Source organism: Nocardioides plantarum (assembly GCF_006346395.1).
In the GTDB taxonomy this organism is placed as follows: domain Bacteria; phylum Actinomycetota; class Actinomycetes; order Propionibacteriales; family Nocardioidaceae; genus Nocardioides; species Nocardioides plantarum.
In genome coordinates, this window is the sequence record NZ_VDMS01000001.1 from 208,154 (window position 1) to 225,819 (window position 17,666).

Annotated in this window: 9 protein-coding genes and 1 pseudogene; 5 read left to right on the top strand and 5 right to left on the bottom strand. The window is 73.4% G+C overall.

Annotated features, from left to right (window positions below):
• Positions 1 to 50 precede the first annotated feature (50 nt).
• Positions 51 to 506, bottom strand: coding sequence for an HNH endonuclease (locus FJQ56_RS01025; RefSeq protein ID WP_140007352.1), 456 nt, complete (start codon positions 504 to 506; stop codon positions 51 to 53).
• 24 nt (positions 507 to 530) lie between these two features.
• A complete protein-coding gene (locus FJQ56_RS01030) occupies positions 531 to 2,204 on the bottom strand; it encodes an N-6 DNA methylase (protein WP_140007353.1) in 1,674 nt (557 codons plus the stop codon).
• A 59-nt stretch (positions 2,205 to 2,263) separates the two neighbouring features.
• Here FJQ56_RS01030 and FJQ56_RS01035 point away from each other — a divergent pair, with 59 nt between their 5' ends.
• The 5 genes from FJQ56_RS01035 (at position 2,264) to FJQ56_RS01055 (ending at position 10,329) form a co-directional block, all read left to right on the top strand.
• Positions 2,264 to 3,607: a nicotinate phosphoribosyltransferase gene (locus FJQ56_RS01035; RefSeq protein WP_140007354.1), complete on the top strand. Its 1,344-nt coding sequence runs from the start codon at positions 2,264 to 2,266 to the stop codon at positions 3,605 to 3,607.
• Entirely contained in the window at positions 3,604 to 4,185 is a 582-nt protein-coding gene (locus FJQ56_RS01040; RefSeq protein WP_140007355.1) for an isochorismatase family protein, read from the top strand. The genes FJQ56_RS01035 and FJQ56_RS01040 overlap by 4 nt, the downstream gene beginning before the upstream one ends.
• Positions 4,182 to 4,880 (top strand): NUDIX hydrolase, encoded by a 699-nt coding sequence (locus tag FJQ56_RS01045; protein ID WP_140007356.1) that lies wholly within the window; start codon positions 4,182 to 4,184, stop codon positions 4,878 to 4,880. Before FJQ56_RS01040 ends, FJQ56_RS01045 begins: the two co-directional genes overlap by 4 nt.
• A 78-nt stretch (positions 4,881 to 4,958) precedes the next feature.
• Positions 4,959 to 9,524 carry an ATP-dependent helicase gene (locus tag FJQ56_RS01050; RefSeq protein WP_140007357.1) on the top strand — a complete coding sequence of 1,522 codons (4,566 nt, stop codon included), beginning with the start codon at positions 4,959 to 4,961 and terminating at the stop codon, positions 9,522 to 9,524.
• Positions 9,511 to 10,329 carry a DNA-formamidopyrimidine glycosylase family protein gene (locus tag FJQ56_RS01055; protein WP_140007358.1) on the top strand — a complete coding sequence of 273 codons (819 nt, stop codon included), beginning with the start codon at positions 9,511 to 9,513 and terminating at the stop codon, positions 10,327 to 10,329. Before FJQ56_RS01050 ends, FJQ56_RS01055 begins: the two co-directional genes overlap by 14 nt.
• Positions 10,330 to 10,333: 4 nt before the next feature.
• Here FJQ56_RS01055 and FJQ56_RS01060 read toward each other — a convergent pair whose 3' ends face one another.
• From FJQ56_RS01060 to FJQ56_RS01070, 3 genes and pseudogenes are all read right to left on the bottom strand, one after another.
• On the bottom strand, positions 10,334 to 10,636 hold the full coding sequence (locus tag FJQ56_RS01060; RefSeq protein ID WP_140007359.1) for a helix-turn-helix domain-containing protein: 303 nt from the start codon (positions 10,634 to 10,636) through the stop codon (positions 10,334 to 10,336).
• A gap of 41 nt (positions 10,637 to 10,677) precedes the next feature.
• Positions 10,678 to 11,148 (bottom strand): annotated as a pseudogene (locus FJQ56_RS01065) (CinA family protein); the annotation flags it as partial.
• Positions 11,149 to 11,177: 29 nt separating this feature from the next.
• A complete protein-coding gene (locus tag FJQ56_RS01070; protein WP_170215217.1) occupies positions 11,178 to 17,666 on the bottom strand; it encodes a 5'-nucleotidase C-terminal domain-containing protein in 6,489 nt (2,162 codons plus the stop codon).

Here is a 17,666-nt window from a genome sequence, read left to right on the forward strand (position 1 = left end):
TGACGTCGGTCGAGGAAGGCGCGCTAGCGCCTGTCTCGAGACCACGCAGGTCAGGACCAGGCCGCGACCTGCGCCCGAGTGGGGTGCCAGGGGACGACCCGCAGGTGCATGCCGGCCTCCTGGGGGGTGCGGTTGCCCTTGCGCTCGTTGCACGGCCCGCAGGCGGCGACCGTGTTGAGCCACGTCCAGGCCCCGCCGCGCGAGCGCGGCAGGAGGTGGTCGATGGTCTCGGCGCGGCCACCGCAGTAGGCGCAGCGGTGCCGTTCGCGGGCCAGCACTCCCTGGCGCGTGTAGCCGGCCGGCCGGTAGAGCCACTTGGTCGCGACGTAGCGCACCAGTCGCAGCGCCCGCGGCCACTGGTAGGGGCCGATCATCCGCTCGGGGTGGGCCTCGTGGACGACGGCCACCTCACGCACGAGCATCTTGACCGCGTGCTTGAAGCTGACCCGACCCAGCGGCTCGAAGGACGCGTTGAAGAGCAGCACGGACCCGCTGAGTGTGGTCATCGCCTGCTCCTTCCTGATCGGATCCTAATCTCCACCGCGAAGATTGCGAGGTGTTGTCGCCTGGGAAAAGGTAGGGAGTCGGCCTGCCGACCGCACGCGACTTTCGGCCCGCTTCTCGACCCGCTGGAGCCACCAGTCCAGGGCCGCGTGGTCGTCGTACGCCGCGCACATCGCCTCGCCCACGGCCCGCAGCGCGTCGGGGCGCTCGGCGTCCGAGGCCTCCTGGGCGGCCCGGGCGAGCACGGCGCCGGCGTCCCAGGCGTCGCGGTCGGCGGGCAGCGGGAGGGCGGCGACCTGACGGGCGCTGAGCTTGAGCGCCCGTGCGGACAGGCCGGTCCCGGCGTACGTCGCCGCGGCCTGGGCCACCACCGGGGGCGCGAGCAGCACGGCGAGTGCGTGCCACAGCCGGTCGGGTCCGACGGCGAGGCTGACCACCGGGACCGAGGGGAGCCAGGCGCCCTCCACGTCGACCACCGCCTCGACCACCCGCCCCTGGGGCGCGACGAGCACCTTGGGCACCAGACGGGCCCGGACCCACGCCGACAGGGCGCCGTCGGCATGCAGGGAGTGGAGGTCGACGGTGGGCGCAGCCCAGTCCTGCTTGGCGAAACGCGTCGACGTCTCGCCCCAGCGACAGCGTGCTGGGTCGACGAGGCCGGCGGTGACCAGGGGCGTTCCGTCGCCGCCCTCGCGCACGTGGGCCACCAGTCCGTAGTACTGGTCGCGGAAGTCCGCGGTGCACGGGCCGAGGTCGCCGAGCACGCCGCGGGTGCGGGGCGAGACGGTGGGGATGCCCAGTGCCGGCGCGGCCAGCGCACCCCACGCCCCGTGCGGCGGGGCCAGCCCCTCACCGGGCGCGACACCGAGCCGGACGACAGGCACGCAGGTGAGCACCGGCGTCCCGGTGAAGACCGGCGTCGGCGAGGTCCAGAAGTCGGTCACCGCACCGCGGGCGGTGATCGCCGCCCGCACCGGGGCGGCGTCGCGGGCCGCGAGGAACGACAGCGGCTGCACCAGCGCGACCACTCCCTGCGGACCGGCCAGGTCCAGCGCCCGGAGCAGGAACACCGCGCTCGTGTCGGTGTACGCCGCCGGGGCGACCGTCGGCACCGGCGCCCGCGGTCGCAGCCGTCCGCCGAAGGGCGGGTTGCCGAGCACGACGTCGTACGGCGCGTCGGGGTGCGCGCCCAGCCCGTCGCCCACCCGGACGGTCCGCTCGAGCAGGCGCGGGTCGACCGCGGGAGCCTCGAGCCGCAGCCGCAGCCGGGCGATCGCGACCGCGACGGGGTCGAGGTCGACGCCGTGCACCCGTCCGGCCGCGGCGGGGCCGAGGCGGCGTACGGCGGCCACCAGGAAGTTGCCGGTGCCGCAGGCCGGGTCGACCACGGTGGCGCCGTCCGGCAGGTCGGCGAGGACCCGGTCGAGCACCCAGTCGACGACCAGCGGCGGGGTGTAGAACGACCCGCTCCCGACCCGGTCGGCGGCCCGCTCGGCCAGCAGCGACTCGTGCACCGCGCCCAGGTGCGCGGCGGCCGCCGGGTCACGCCACGGGGCGAGAGCGGGGTCCTCGTCACCGCCATCGTCGGCGGCATCGTCGCCGGCATCGTCGGCGGCCGGTCGGAGACCGTGGGCGGCCGCCACCGTCGCGAGCACCGCGTCCCATCCGGCGACCCGCACCGCCTCCCGCAGGTCCTCCACGGTGCGACCCTAGAACGTCCGTGTTATAGTCACAGTGACTACAAACGAGGAGCCGCCCGATGAGCACCGCCTCCACCTCGCCCAGCCTGCTGACCGACCGCTACGAGCTGACCATGCTCACGTCGTTCGTCACCGACGGCACGGTCGACCACCCGGCCGTCTTCGAGGCCTTCGCCCGCCGTCTCCCCGAGGGTCGCAGGTACGGCGTCCTCGGCGGCCTGGGCCGACTGCTGCCGCTGATCGAGGCCTTCTGCTTCGAGCCCGACGAGGTCGACTGGCTGCTCGCCGAGGGCGTGGTCAACGAGCCGACCGCCGCCTACCTGCGCGACTTCCGGTTCCGCGGCGACATCGACGCCTACCCCGAGGGCGAGCTCTACTTCCCGGGCAGCCCGGTCCTCACCGTGCGCGGCACCCTCGGCGAGTGCGTGATGCTCGAGACGCTGATCCTCAGCGTCCTCAACCACGACAGCGCCATCGCCTCAGCCGCGGCCCGCATGGTCACCGCCGCCGGCGGCCGGTCCGGTCGACCGCTGGTCGAGATGGGCAGCCGGCGCACCCACGAGGAGGCCGCGGTCGCGGTCGCGCGGGCGGCGTACGTCGCCGGCTTCGCCTCGACCAGCAACCTGGCCGCCGGCCGGCGCCACGGCGTGCCCACCGTCGGCACGGCCGCGCACGCCTTCACCCTGGCCCACCGCACCGAGGTCGAGGCGTTCCGCAGCCAGGTCGCCGCGCAGGGCGCCGGCACCACGCTGCTGGTCGACACCTACGACATCGCCCAGGGCATCCGCAACGCCGTCGAGGTCGCCGGTCCCGGGCTCGGCGCGGTCCGCATCGACTCCGGCGACCTGGCCGACGAGTCGGCGGCCGCGCGGGCCCTGCTCGACGAGCTCGGCGCGACGCACACGCGGATCACCGTCACCAGCGACCTCGACGAGTACGTCATCGCCGCCCTGGCCGACGCCCCGATCGACGGCTACGGCGTCGGCACCCGGGTCGCGACCGGCTCGGGGCACCCCACCGCGCAGATGGTCTACAAGCTGGTCGCGGTGGGCGACGAGCCCGGCGGCGCCCTGCGCCCGGTCGCGAAGAAGTCGCACGACAAGATCTCCGTCGGTGGCCGCAAGACCGCCTACCGCACCCACGACGAGGCCGGCCTGATCGTCTCCGAGGCCTTCACCACCGACACCACCGACACCACCGACAACACGCCCCTCGACGGCACGCCGCTCCAGGTGTCCGTCGTCCGCGGCGGCCGGGTCGTCCACACGCCCACGCTCGACGAGATCCGCGACCACTGCGCCGCGGCCCTCGCCACCCTGCCGCCGACCGCCCTGGCCATCACCGGCGGCAGCGCCCACCTGAAGGTCCAAGCCGCACCGCAACCGGAAGGAGCACCTCGATGAGCACCACCCGAAAGGCCCTCGTGATCGTCGACGTCCAGAACGACTTCGTCGAGGGCGGCTCGCTCGCCGTCACCGGCGGACGCGACGTCGCGACCCGGATCAGCCACCACCTCGCGGCCCACGCCGACGACTACGTCGCGGTCATCGCCTCCCGCGACTGGCACCACGCCGAGGGCACCAACGACGGCCACTTCGCCGAGCCCGGCACCGACCCCGACTTCGTCCACACCTGGCCGGTCCACTGCGTGTCGACCACCGGCGGGTCCGACTACGCGCCCGAGCTGGTCACCGACCAGGTGACCCACCACGTCCGCAAGGGCATGGGGGTGGCCGCCTACAGCGCCTTCGAGGGCGTCACCGACGACGGGACGGCGCTCCCCCGGGTGCTCGCCGACCTGGGCGTCACCGACCTCGACGTCACCGGCATCGCCACCGACTACTGCGTGCGCGCGACCGTGCTCGACGCACGAGCCGCCGGGCTCGGCGTACGCCTGCTGGACGGGCTGCACGCCGGCGTCGCCCCCGAGTCGTCGGCCACCGCCCTGGCCGAGATGACCGACGCGGGGGCCGCCGTATGAGCGAGCACCCGCCGTTCGCCGTCACCGTCGACCTCGCCGTCTTCACCATCCGCGACGGCGCGCTGGCCGTGCTGCTCGTCGAGCGCGGGGCCGACCCGTACGCCGGCTCCTGGGCCCTGCCCGGCGGCTTCGTCGAGCCGCAGGAGGACGCCGAGACGGCGGCCTGGCGAGAGCTGCACGAGGAGACCGGGGTCGCGAAGTTCGACGGACACCTCGAGCAGCTGCGCACCTACTCCGCACCCGACCGCGACCCGCGGATGCGGGTCGTGTCGGTCGCCCACGTCGCGTTCGCCCCCGACCTGCCCGAGCCGTCCGCCGGCTCCGATGCGGCCGGTGCCCGCTGGTGGGCCGTCGACGACGTGCTCGGGGCTCCCGACGGCCCGACGCTGGCCTTCGACCACGAGGAGATCCTCACCGACGCCCGCGAGCGGGTCCGGGCCAAGCTCGAGTACACGACGCTCGCCCTCGAGTTCGTCGCCGAGCCGTTCACGCTCCCCGAGCTGCGCCGCGTGTACGCCGCCGTCTGGGGTCTCGCCCCCGACCTCGGCAACTTCCGCCGCAAGGTCCTGGGCACCGACGGGTTCGTCGTACCCACCGACAGCCACGACTCGGCCGGCGGCCGGCCCGCGCTGCTCTACCGCCGCGGCTCGGCCAGGGTCATCCAGCCGCCGATGCTGCGGGCCGCGAGCGACTGACGCGGCGGACGCCGCGCCACCCCCGTCGCCTCCCTCCGGGCGAGGGGAACTGTCGGTGGCGTGCGACAGACTGTCGAGATGCCCACCGAGCCCACCGCCGGCGACCCGCTCGCCGCGTTCAGCGAGCCGACGCGCGCGTGGTTCTCGGCGGCGTTCGCCGAGCCCACCCCCGCCCAGTCGGGCGCGTGGGCGGCGATCGGCGCAGGCCGGCACGCGCTGGTGGTGGCGCCGACCGGGTCTGGCAAGACGCTCAGTGCGTTCCTCTGGTCCATCGACAGGCTGCTGACCTTCCAGCCACCCCAGGACAAGAAGCAGCGCACCCGGGTGCTCTACATCAGCCCCCTCAAGGCGCTCGGGGTCGACGTCGAGCGCAACCTGCGGGCGCCGTTGACCGGCATCCGCCACACCGCCGACCGGCTCGGCGTCACGCTGCCCGAGGTCACCGTCGGGGTGCGGTCGGGCGACACCGCGGCGGCCGACCGGCGCAAGCTGCAGACCACGCCGCCCGACATCCTGATCACCACGCCCGAGTCGCTGTTCCTGATGCTCACCAGCCAGGCGCGCGAGTCGTTGCGTGGGCTCGAGACGGTGATCATCGACGAGGTCCACGCGGTCGCGGGGTCCAAGCGCGGCGCCCACCTGGCGCTGTCCCTCGAGCGGCTCGACGCCCTGCTCGAGCGTCCGGTGCAGCGCGTCGGGCTGTCGGCCACGGTGCGCCCGCTCGAAGAGGTGGCGCGGTTCCTCGGCGGCAGCGCCCCGGTCGACATCGTCGCGCCGCCGGCCGCCAAGAGCTGGGACCTCAGGGTCGTGGTGCCCGTCGAGGACATGACCCAGCCCGGCGACCTCGACGAGGACGGCGAGCAGGACGGCGGCGAGCAGGACGGCGGCGGGCACGGCTCGATCTGGCCCCACGTCGAGGAGAGCGTGGTCGACCTGATCGAGCAGCACACCTCGACGATCGTCTTCGCCAACTCGCGCCGCCTCGCCGAGCGGCTGACCGCGCGGTTCAACGAGATCGCGACGACCCGGGCCGAGCTCGCCCTGCCCGAGGCCGAGGGCCCGCCCGCCGAGGTGATGGCCCAGAGCGGCGCCACCCAGGGGGCAGAGACGGTGATCGCCAAGGCCCACCACGGCTCGGTCTCCAAGGAGCAGCGTGCGCTCATCGAGGACGACCTCAAGCGGGGCCGGCTGCCCGCGGTCGTCGCGACCAGCAGCCTCGAGCTCGGCATCGACATGGGTGCCGTCGACCTCGTGGTCCAGATCGAGTCGCCGCCGTCGGTCGCCAGCGCGCTCCAGCGCGTCGGGCGGGCGGGCCACCAGGTCGGCGAAACCTCGCGCGGCGTCCTCTACCCCAAGCACCGCGGCGACCTGGCGCAGACCGCGGTCGCCGTACGCCGGATGCGCACCGGGGGCATCGAGGCGCTGCGCATCCCCGCCAACCCGCTCGACGTGCTGGCCCAGCAGGTCGTCGCCGCGACCGCGCTGGAGGCCGTCGACGTCGACGCCCTCTACGCCCTGTGCCGGCGCAGCGCGCCGTTCACCCAGCTGCCGCGCTCGGCCTACGACGCCACCCTCGACCTGCTCGCCGGTCGCTACCCGAGCGACGAGTTCGCCGAGCTGCGCCCGCGCATCGTGTGGGACCGCGTCACCGGCCAGCTCACCGGCCGCCCCGGCGCCCAGCGGCTGGCCGTCACCAGCGGCGGCACCATCCCCGACCGCGGCCTGTTCGGGGTGTTCCTGGTCGGCGGCGAGGGGCCCGGGCGACGCGTCGGCGAGCTCGACGAGGAGATGGTCTACGAGTCGCGCGTCGGCGACATCTTCGCCCTGGGCGCCACCAGCTGGCGGATCGAGGACATCACCCACGACCGGGTGCTGGTGACCCCGGCGCCCGGCATCCCCGGGCGGCTGCCGTTCTGGAAGGGCGACTCGCTGGGTCGCCCGGCCGAGCTCGGCGAGGCGATCGGCGCCTACACCCGCGAGCTCGGCGCACTGCCCAAGGCCACGGCGTTGAGCCAGGCCAGGTCCGACGGGCTCGACGAGTGGGCGGCCGACAACCTGGTCGCCTACCTCCACGAGCAGCTCGAGGCCACCACGGTGCTCCCGAGCGACACCACGCTGCTCGTCGAGCGGTTCCGCGACGAGCTCGGCGACTGGCGGCTCGTGGTCCACTCCCCCTACGGCACTCCCGTGCACGCCCCCTGGGCGCTGGCGATCAACGCGCGGCTGCGCGAGCGCTACGGCGTCGACGGGCAGGCCATGGCCTCCGACGACGGCATCGTCATCCGCATCCCCGACACCGACGCCGAGCCCCCGACCGGCGACCTCATCGTCTTCGACGCCGACGAGATCGACGCGATCGTGACCCAGGAGGTCGGCGGGTCGTCGCTGTTCGCGGCCCGCTTCCGCGAGTGCGCGGCGCGGGCCCTGCTGCTGCCGCGCCGCGATCCCGGACGTCGCTCGCCCCTGTGGCAGCAGCGGCAGCGCGCCGCGGCGCTGCTCGAGGTCGCCTCCAAGTACCCCTCCTTCCCGATCGTGCTCGAGGCCGTCCGCGAGTGCCTGCAGGACGTCTACGACCTGCCGGCGCTGGTCACGCTGATGCGCGCCGTCGACCGCCGCGAGGTCCGGGTCACCGACGTCGCGACCCAGACCCCCTCCCCCTATGCCCGCAGCCTGCTGTTCGGCTACGTCGCCCAGTTCGTCTACGAGGGCGACTCCCCCATTGCCGAGCGCCGGGCCGCCGCCCTCTCCCTCGACCAGGGCCTGCTCGCCGAGCTGCTCGGTCGCGCCGAGCTGCGAGAGCTGCTCGACCCCGAGGTGCTGGTCGAGGTCGAGGCCGAGCTGCAGCGGCTCGCCCCCGACCGCCGCGCGCGCAACGCCGAGGGCGTCGTCGACCTGCTGCGCATGCTCGGCCCGCTGACCCTCGACGAGATCCGGGCCCGCAGCACCGACTCCCCGTCGTCCGACACCGACGTGGTCGAGTGGCTGCAGACCCTCGCCGCGTCGCGACGCGTGGTCGAGGTGCGGCTCGCCGGGGTGCCCACCTGGGCCGTCATCGAGGACGTCACCCGGCTGCGCGACGCCCTCGGCGTCCCCGTCCCGCCCGGCACCCCCGACGTGTTCACCGAGCCGGTCGAGGACCCGCTCGGCGACCTGGTGGCCCGCTTCGCCCGCACCCACGGTCCCTTCACCACCGACGACGTGGCCGACCGCCTCGGCATCGGCGCCGCCGTCGCACGCCACACGCTGCAGCGCCTGGCCGCCCAGGGCCGGGTGCTCGACGGGGAGTTCCGGCCGTCCGGCATCGGCTCGGAGTGGTGCGACGCCGAGGTGCTCCGCCGGCTGCGCCGCCGCTCGCTGGCGCGCCTGCGCCAGGAGGTCGAGCCGGTCGAGCCGGCCGCGCTGGGCCGCTTCCTCGCCGCCTGGCAGCACGTCTCGGGGCGCGGGCTGCGTGGGGTCGACGGGCTGCTCAGCGCCATCGACCAACTGGCCGGCTCCCCCGTGCCGGCCTCCGCGCTCGAGCCGCTGGTGCTCGCGGCCCGGGTGCGCGACTACGAGCCGTCCTACCTCGACGAGCTCACCGCCTCCGGCGAGGTCGTGTGGGCCGGGCACGGCGCCCTGCCCGGCAACGACGGCTGGGTGTCGCTCCACCTCGCCGACCAGGCCTCCCTCACCCTGCCGCCGCCCGCCGCCTTCGAGGCCGGTGAGCTGCAGGAGGCCGTGCTCGGCGCGCTCGCGGGCGGGGGTGCGTGGTTCTTCCACCAGGTCGCCGACGCCACCCGGCGTCAGCTCGACAAGTCCTCGCTGACCGACCAGGCGATCAGCGCCGCGCTGTGGGAGCTCGTGTGGGCCGGTCGCGTCGGCAACGACACCCTCGTCCCGCTGCGCGCGCTCACCGGCAACGGCCGCACCACCCACCGCACCCGCCGCCCTCCGCCCCGGCCCGGCCGGGTCGCCCGCACCGGCCCGCCCGAGACCGCCGGCCGGTGGTCGGTCCTGCCCGAGGTCGACGCCGACCCCACCCGCCGGGCCAAGGCCACCGCCGAGCGCCTCCTCGAGCGACACGGCGTCGTGATCCGGGGCGCGGTGGTCAGCGAGCGGGTCCCCGGTGGGTTCGCCGGGGTCTACAAGGTGCTGTCGGCGTTCGAGGAGTCCGGGCGCTGCCGCCGCGGCTACTTCGTCGACGGCCTCGGCGCCGCCCAGTTCGGCACCGCAGGGGCGATCGACCGGCTGCGCACCTTCAGCGAGATCCCCGACGACGCCAAGGCCACCGCCCTGGCGCTCGCAGCGACCGATCCCGCCAACCCCTACGGCGCGGCGCTGCCGTGGCCCGACTCCGGCGGCGGACACCGGCCCGGCCGCAAGGCCGGCGCGATCGTGGTGCTCGTCGACGGCGTGCTCGTCCTCTACGTCGAGCGCGGGGGGCGCACCCTGCTCACCTGGTCCGACGAGCCCGACCTGCTCACCCCCGCCGCAGCCGCGCTCGCCGAGACGGTGCGCCGCGGTGCGCTGGGCCGGCTCACCGTCGAGAAGGCCGACGGCGCCGCCATCCTCGGCGGGGGCTCGACCCCGCTGCGTGACGCCCTCGACGCGGCCGGGTTCGTCACGACGCCCCAGGGGCTGAGGCTGCGCAGTGCCCGAGGGTGACACCGTGTGGCGGGCGGCGCGGTTGCTCGACCGGGCTCTCAGCGGACACGACCTGGTGGCGACCGACTTCCGGGTCCCGCAGCACGCCACCGCCGACCTCGCCGGCGGGCGGGTCCTCGAGACGGTCAGCCGCGGCAAGCACCTGCTCACCCGCGTCACCCACGACACCGGTCGCTGGACCCTCCACACCCACCTCAAGATGGAGGGGGCGTGGCGGGTCCTCGGCCTCGACCAGCGATGGCCGCGTCCGCCGCACCAGGCCCGCGTGGTCCTGACGACCGCGACCGACCGGGCCGTCGGGTTCTCCCTCGGCATCGTCGAGCTGCTCCCCACCGACGACGAGGAGTCGGTAGTCGGTCACGTCGGGCCCGACCTGCTCGGACCCGACTGGGACGAGGCCGAGGCCCTGGTCCGGCTGACCGCCGACCCCGATCGCCCGGTGGTCGAGGCGCTGCTCGACCAGCGCAACCTCGCCGGCATCGGCAACATGTACGCCGCCGAGCTGTGCTTCGTGGCCGGGCTCCACCCGCTCGCTCCGGTCTCGGCCGCGCCCGACCTGCGTCGCGTCGTACGCCGGGCCAAGCAGATGCTCGACCTCAACAAGGAGCGGGCGGTGCAGTCGACGACGGGCAACCTGCGCGAGCGCGAGCGGATGTGGGTCTACCGCCGCGACCGCTCGCCGTGCCGCCGGTGCGGCGCCCCGGTCCGGGTCGCGATGCGCGGCCCGGCCGAGCGCGAGCGCGCGACCTACTGGTGCCCGCGCTGCCAGCCCGAGCCGACGACGGGTCTCAGCCCGTCGGCCTGAGGTCTCAGGCGGCGGGGGCGACGACCTCGGGGCGCGGACGCACCGTGAGCGGCGTGGTGAGGGCGAGAGCAGCCTCCTCGAGGGCGACCGCGTCGGACACCTCGCGCAGCACCTCGGACAGAGGGGCCTCGAGCGCGCCGCACAGCGAGGCGAGCAGCTCCGACGACGCCTCCTTCTGGCCGCGCTCGATCTCGGAGATGTAGCCGAGGCTGACCCGGGCCTGGGCGGAGACCTCGCGCAAGGTCAGGCCGCGCTGGACGCGGCGTTCGCGGAGGACGTCACCGAGCAGGCGTCGGAACAGCACCATGCGAGTTCTCCTGGGTCGAGGGCCGGTTGTGTGGCGCAACGCTACCGGAGACCGGTTTCTTCCGACCCGGAGATCAGGGACACCAGCGCCGCCAGCGCCTCGTCGCAGGTGCGGGCGACGATCTGCTCCCGCCCGCCCGAGAGCTCCAGGGCGAGGGTGGGCCCACCGGTCGGGCCGTCGATGGCGACGAACACCGTCCCCGGTGGCTTGCCCTCCTGCTCGCTCGGGCCGGCCACACCGGTCGTGGCGACGGCGTACGACGCCCCGGTGAGGGCGCGGACCCCGCGCGCCATGGCGGCCGCGCACTCCGCCGACACCACGCCGAAGGACGCCACGATGCTCTCGGGGACGCCCAGGACGGCGACCTTGACCTCGGTCGCGTAGGCGACGACTCCCCCGCGGTAGACCACGGAGGCTCCGGGGACCGCGGTGAGGGCGGCGGCGAGCCGGCCCCCGGTGAGCGACTCGGCGGTGGCCAGGGTGCAGGACGTCTCCCGGAGCAGGTGGTGGACCTGCTCCGGGAGACCGACGGACCGGCGGGCTACGGGACGACCTTGATCGTCACGGCCTTGACCGCCCCGGTGTAGGTCGCGTTGGCCAGGAAGGTGACCGTCACCTTGGTGGTCTTCGACAGACCCGGGAGGGTGCGGGTGGTCTTGCCGCCGACCAGGGTCTGGACCGCGAACTTGCCGTTGTAGTTGAACCGGACCTGACCGCTCACCGTTCCGCCGGAGCCGGTCAGCGCGACCTTGACCGTGGGCTTGGTGCCCTTCCTGACCGAGGTCGGGGCGGTCACCTTCAGGGTCGGGGTCTGCTTGGTCACCGTGATGCGGACGGTGTCGGTGCTCGGCTCGGTGTTGGCGTCACCGAGGTAGCTCACCGCGGCGTTCGATGCGCCGACCGAGGTCCACGGGCCCACCACGATCGAGGCGACACCGTCGACCAGCGTGCCGGAGACCGTCTGGCTGCCGTTGATGACCACCCGGACGGTGCCCGTGGGCGTGTAGCCGGGGGCACCGACCGTGACCGTGAACCGGGTCGAGTTCTTCTTGACCACGACCGTGGTCTCGCGGGCGGTGGCGTCGGTCGTCGACGCACCCTTGGCGACGGTCAGGGTCACGGTTCCGGTGGCGGCGGTGAACAGGTCGTCACCGGCGTAGGACAGGGACAGCGTGTAGGTGCCCGCCGGCAGGGCGAGGGCCTCGATGGTGGCCGCGCCGGTGCCGTTGGCGCCCAGCGTCGCGGTGGCGACGGTCGTGGCGCCGTCCTTGACGGTGACGGTGCCCGTCGGGGTGCCGTGGGTGGTCGGGCCGACGCGGACGGGGATCGAGGCCGCGCTGCCGTAGGTGACCGAGGTCGTCGTGCCACTGACCTCCGCCGCGATCCTGGTGACCGTGACGCTCACCGTGCCGGTGCTGGCCGCGAACCCGTCGGCGCCGAGGTAGCTCAGCGTGAACGAGTTGTCGCCGACCTCGAGAGCCGAGGCGGGGACGGTGATGTCGCCCTCGCCGTCGACCAGCGTGACGGTGCCGACCTCGGTGGTGCCGTCGAGCAGGCGGACGGTGCCGGTGGGCACGAGCGCGCTGTCGGCGGCATCGACGACGACGTGGACGCTGGCGCCCTCACCGAGCTCGACCGAGGCCGCCGTCCCGGTGACGGTGGTGTCGAGGGCCTCAACCGTGACCGTGACCGACCCGGTGCTGTCCGAGAAGCCGTCCGCGCCGGCGTAGCTCAGGGTGAAGGGGTTGTCGCCCGGGTCGAGCGCCGAGGCGGGGACGGTGATGTCGCCCTCGCCGTCGGCCAGCGTGACGGTGCCGATCTCGGTGGCACCGTCGAGCAGGGTGACGGTGCCGGCCGGGTCGGCGGTGCCGGTGTCGGGCGTGACCGTCACGTGGACCGTGGCGGCCTCACCGAAGCCGACCGGGTCGGCCGTGCCGGTCACGGTGGTGGCGACGCTGGGCGTGGCCTCGACCGCGAAGGGCACCTTGACCACCGTGCCGGTCCGGTTGCCGGTGAGGACGAGGTCGTGGGTGCCGCCGCTCAGGGCGGACGGCAGGTTGAAGCCCACCGACGCGGTGCCGACCTCGTCGTAGCCCGGGAGCTGGGTCTGCGGCGCGGTCGTCACCGGGAAGGTGGCGATGGTGTCGCCGCCATCGATCGAGGCCGTCACCGTGGTGTCGAGGACGTCGCCGGGGCCGGTCATCGACAGCGAGGTCAGGTCGGCGGTGAACGAGGCGCCCGAGGGGTACGTCGCCGGGGCGCCGGCCGGAACGGTGACCCCGACGCCGCGCTGGCTGTAGTCGACCGCAAGGACGTCGGACCCCGCGGCGTTGGCGGCGAAGTAGTCGACCTGCGCCTGGAGGTCGGTGCGCCCGGTGTCCTGCTTGCGGCCCTTGCCGTTGAGGGCGGCGAAGTTGTCGCCACCGGTGGACAGGAACGAGTTGACCGTGACCGAGTAGGTGTCGGTCAGCACGATCGGCGTGCCGTTGAGCGTCATCGTCCTGATCCGCTCGCCCTGCGCAGCGGTGGGGTCGTAGGTGTAGCGGAACCCCTTGCTGATGCCGAGCTTGAGGAACGGTCGCGAGGACCCGGTGGGCTGCCACTGCTGCTCGAGCGCCGCCTTGATCTGAGCACCGGTGAGGTCCTCGTTGACCAGGGTGTTGGCGAACGGCTGCACCGTGGCCGCCTGCTTGTAGGTGACGGTGCGAGGCGAGTCGCCGGCGGTGCCGGCCAGGTCGGCGCGCAGGCCACCGGGGTTCATGAACGCGATCTGCGCGGCCCCGAACGCCGGGTCGGAGGTCTGGTCACGCTGGATCTCGGCGACCAGGTTGCCCAGGGTCGACTCGCCACCACGGTTCTCGGTGGTGCCGTCGGCCAGCTTGGCCCGGTTGAAGGTGCCGGCGATCCTGCCGAGTGGCTGGGCACCGAGCACGTTGGCGTTGGCGACCGCGTTGTCCACGATCGTCTGGGTGTTCGCGTCGACCGGGTAGTTGAAGGTCGAGCCCGTCGTACCGCTCTTGAGCGCCAGCACGGCCTGGGTCTTGGCCTGGACGACGCCGGTGCTCGGGTCGACCGTGAACACCAGCTGGTTGAGGTTGGTGCCGTACTGGCCGGCCGAGACGATCGGGCGGGTCGTGACCGGACGGTTCGCCCAGCTGCTGACCGGCTGCGAGCAGTTGTAGACCAGGTGGGTGTGACCGGACACGATCGCGTCGATGTCGCCGTCGACCGCCGAGGTGATCTTGCCGAAGTCACTGGTCGTGTCGGAGTTGATCGTCGCGCAGTCGGTGCCCGAGGCCCCCTCGTGGACCAGCAGCACGACGACGTCGGCCCCCGCGGCCTTGAGGTCGTCGGCCGCGGCGTTGGCAGCCGCTGCGATGTCGGTGACCTTGATGTCGGAGATGCCACCGGGCGAGACCAGCTCGGGCAGGTGCTCGGTGACCGCACCGATGTAGCCGACCTGGACGCCGTCCATGGTCTTCATCCAGGTGCCGTCGAGGGCCGGGTCGTTGGAGTCCTTGAACTTGACGTTGGCGCCGAGGTACTTCCAGCTCGCGCCGCCGTAGGGGTTGGTGTCGGCGTCGTAGGGCTTCATCACCCGGTTGACCAGGTCGTCGTAGCCCTGGTCGAACTCGTGGTTGCCGACCGCCGAGACCTCGAGGCCGGCCTCGTTGAGCGCATCGATCGTCGGCTTGTCCTTGGCGATGAAGGACTCGAACGTCGAGGCACCGATCAGGTCACCCGCCGCCGCGAACGTCGTGTTGGGGTTGGCGGCACGCAGCTGCTTGACCGCACCGGCCAGCACCGCCGCACCGGACGAGCCGGTCGTGGTGTCGTTCTGGATCCGGCCGTGGAAGTCGTTGGTCGCCAGGACCTGGACGTCGACCGTCGGGGCTGCCGCGACCGTGATCGGGACCCGGGCGACGGTGCCGGTCGTCGGGCCGGAGACCACGAGGGTCTTGGCGCCCGAGGCGGAGACGGGCAGGGTGACGACCACCGTGGCGGTCCCGACCTCGTCGTAGCCCGGGAGCTGCGTCTGCAGGGTGCTCGTGACCGGGAACGAGCCCAGCGTCACGCCGTCGAGCTTGACCTCGACGCTGGTGTCCTTGACGGCGCCCGGGCCGGTCATCGACAGCGACGTCAGGTTGAGGGCGACGTCCTGGCCGGCGGTCGGGGTCGCGGTGGTGACGACGGCACCGACGCCGCGCTGGGTCGAGTCGACCGGGAGCCCGGCCGAGCCGGAGGCCTGGGCGGCGAAGTAGTCGACCTGCGCCTGCAGGTCGGTCACCCCGGTGTCCTGCTTGCGACCCGTGCCGTTGAGCGCGGTGAAGTTGTCACCACCGGTCGACAGGAACGAGTTGACCGTGACGGAGTACGTCGCGGTGAGGTCGACCGCGGTGCCGTCGAGGTACATGGCCTTGACCCGCGAGCCCTGGGCGCCGTTGGGGTCGTAGGTGTAGGTGAAGCCCTTGCTGATGCCCAGCTTGAGGAAGGGGCGGGACGCGCCAGAGGGCTGCCACTGCTGCTCGAGCGCCGCCTTGATCTGGGCACCGGTGAGGGCCTCGTTGACCAGGGTGTTGGCGAACGGCTGCACGTTGGCCGCGTCCTTGTACGTCGCGACCCGCGGGAACGCCCCCGTGCCCTGACCGACGAGGTCGGCGCGCAGGCCACCGGGGTTCATGAACGCGATCTGCGCGCCGCCCCGGTTGGCACCCGAGGTCTGGTCACGCTGGATCTCGGCGACCAGGTTGCCGAGGGTCGACTCGCCACCACGGTTCTCGGTGGTGCCGTCGGCCAGCTTGGCCCGGTAGGACGGGCCGGCGATGTTGCCCAGCGGCTGAGCGCCGAGGACGTTGGCGTTGTTGACCGCGGTGGTCACGATCGTCTGGGTGTTGGCATCGACCGGGTAGTTGAAGGTCGAGCCGGTGACGCCGTTCTTCAGCGGCAGCACGGCCTGGGTCTTGGCCTGGACGACGCCGGTGGTGGGGTCGACGGTGAAGACCAGCTGGTTGAGGTTGGTGCCGTACTGACCGGCCGAGACGATCGGGCGGGTCGTGACCGGGCGATCGGACCAGCCGGCCACGGGCTGTGCGCAGTTGTAGGTCAGGTGGGTGTGACCGGACACGATCGCGTCGACGTTGTCGTTGACCGCCGAGGTGATCTTGCCGAAGTCGGAGGTCGTGTCGGAGTTAATCGTCGTGCAGTCGGTGCCGGCAGCACCCTCGTGGACCAGCAGCACGATCACGTCGGCGCCGTCGGCCTTGAGCTGGTTGGCCGCCGTGTTGGCCGCGGTGGCGATGTCGGTGACCTGGATGTCGGAGATGCCACCGGGCGAGACCAGCTCGGGCAGGTGCTCGGTCACGGCTCCGATGTAGCCGACCTGCACGCCGCCCTGGGTCTTCATCCAGGTGCCGTCGAGCGCGGGGTCACCCGACGCCTTGAACTTCACGTTGGCGCCGAGGTACTTCCAGCTCGCGCCGCCGTAGGGGTTGGTGTCGGCGTCGTAGGGCTTCATCACCCGGTTGACCAGGTCGTCGTAGCCCTGGTCGAACTCGTGGTTGCCCACCGCCGAGACCTCGAGGCCGGCCTCGTTGAGCGCGTCGATCGTCGGCTTGTCGTGCTGGATGAAGGACTCGAAGGTCGAGGCGCCGATCAGGTCGCCGGCCGCCGCGAACGTCGTGTTGGGGTTGGCGGCACGCAGCTGCTTGACCGCACCGGCCAGTACCGCCGCACCGGCCGAGCCGGTCCCGGTGTCGTTCTGGATGCGGCCGTGGAAGTCGTTGGTGGCCAGGACCTGGACGTCGACCGGCGCGGTGGACTGGCCCACCGTGATGGTGAACGAGGTGGTCGCGGTCGCCGCGGTGGGCGTCGCCGCGTCGGTCACGGTCGCGGTCACGTCGTAGGTGCCGGTCGTGGTCGGGGTGCCGGAGACGTCGCCGGCGGTCGAGACCGTCACGCCGGCCGGCAGGCCGGTCGCGGTCCAGCTGTAGGGGGTCGTGCCGCCCGTCGCGGCGAGCGAGAATCCCGTGATCGCGGTGCCGGTCGTGGCCGTCTTGTCACCCGGGTCGGTCGCCGAGAGCGGCGCCGGAGCCACGGTGAGGGTGAACGACGTGGTGCCGGTCGCTGCGGTGGGCGTCGCCGAGTCGGTGGCCGTCGCGGTGACGGTGAAGGTGCCGGACGCGGTCGGGGTGCCGGAGACGGCGCCGTTGGCCGCGACGGTCACGCCGGCGGGCAGGCCCGTCGCGGTCCAGGTGTAGGGCGCGGTGCCGCCGGTGGCCGCGAGGGTGAAGCCGGTGATCGCGGTACCGACGACGCCGGTCTTGTCGCCAGGGTTGGTGGCGGCGAGCGGAGGGGCGGTCGGGGTGGTGCTGCCGGTCGCGGCCTGGGGCGTGGGGGTGGTGGTCGTGAGGTCGAGGGAGTTGTTGTCGGTGTCCGCCCCGGCGGGGTTGCGCACGTACGCGAGGGTCGTGGTGCCGACCGTCGCCATCCGGGCGGTCTCGAAGGACGTCACGGTTGCGCCATAGCCCACCGCGTCCACGACGCCGGTCGTGCCCGCCGGGATGTTGCCGGTCGGCACGGTCAGCGCCGCGGTGCCGTTGGACAGGACGACCAGGCCGGACGCGGCCGCGAGGTTGAGCGTCGAGGCCGTGGCGTCGGCGGCCGGCAGGTCGGCACCGCCGGTGCTCACCGCGCCCATCGCGATCAGGAAGCGGTCGTTGGCCGGCACCACCTTGTTGGGCAGTGCGACCGCGTTGGCCGCGGAGCCGGTGGCCGAGCGGTACTGGATCGACCAGCCGCTGAGCGAGATCGGGGCGTCGGTCGGGTTGTAGAGCTCGACGAAGTCCTGCTTGTAGGACGCCGCGGACGACGTGGAGCCACCCCCGCCGTAGACCTCGCTGATCACCAGGTTGGTGCCCGCGACGTTGGCCCGGGCGGGCGCGACGGTCAGGCCGACCGCGAGAGGGGTGACGACCAGACCGGCGACGATCGAGCCGATCAGCCCACGACGCGCAGAAGCGTGCAGAGACAC